At 66.5% G+C, this 1013-nt stretch carries 1 protein-coding gene; it reads left to right on the forward strand.

What is annotated here, in order from left to right:
* Positions 1 to 168: 168 nt before the first annotated feature.
* Positions 169 to 1013 (forward strand): PAS domain-containing protein (locus ACESMD_RS03725; protein ID WP_372610451.1); only part of this gene is annotated, 845 nt, incomplete at its 3' end.

A 1013-nucleotide genomic window follows, 5' to 3' on the forward strand; every position in this document is an offset into this window, starting at 1 on the left:
CCCCCCCGAGGGCTGGTTGCGCGGCCTGGGACCGGATCTGGTCAGGATCAGGGAAGCCTGGCACTCGGATCGCCATCGCCTGAGCAACGCCCATGCCGAAGGCGCGCGAAGTGCCGCCCGTATCCGCCAGGAACTCGAGACCCTCCTGCAGGTACTCGACACCCCCTGTTGCTGTGCGACAACCATCACCGACTCCTGCTCTTCAACCAGGCCGCCGAGGATCTCTTCGAGGGGCATCATGGACTGGGCCTGGGCAAGCGACTCGACAGCCTGCTGCCCGTGGCCAGCCTGCAGGACGCCATGAGCCAGTTAACCGAGGGAGGTGAGCCCCGCGAGGTGCTGGTGCCCTGTGACGAGCGCTGGCTTCGCGCCCTCCTGCGGCGGGTGCCCGGCAGCAATGGCGAGACCATGCTCACGCTGACCGATACCACCGCGTCCTGGACCAGTGAAATGGGCGCCCGGGCCGAGCTGGTCGACAGCCTCCCCGTGCTGCGTCGACACAGTGCCAGCCTGACCAGCGCCGCCGATGCCCTGAGCCGACTCCCCCGGGAGCTGGAGTCCGGGGAGATGCGCGAACGCCTGGAGCGAATCATCGAGGAGGAGAGCCAGGCCCTGGGCCAGGATATCGAGCGCATGGGTCGCCTCTTCGATGAAATGCAGCGCCAGGGAGAACGGCTGGCACCACTGTGGTCGAACGACCTCTGGGATGCTCTCAACGAGCGCTACGCTGAGGAATCGCTGCGCGTGATACCCATCGGCATGCCGGCCTGGTTCAAGGGCGATGCCACTGCCCTGCTCGTGCTGCTTGGCGCCTTGTTGGCCTATCTGCAGGACCATGTCGACCAGGATGACATCGAGGGCGAGATCTGCCTGGGCAACAAGCGTGTCTACCTCGACCTGGTGTGGCGGGGAAGCCCCCTCGGTGAACGACAGCTGGCCGACTGGAGCCGCCTTCCCCTGGAGAGCCTGCCGCTTTACCCGAAGGTGGCGGATGTACTGCGGCAGCATGCCAG

This window comes from Halomonas sp. (assembly GCF_041689495.1).
Classification (GTDB): Bacteria; Pseudomonadota; Gammaproteobacteria; order Pseudomonadales; family Halomonadaceae; genus Halomonas.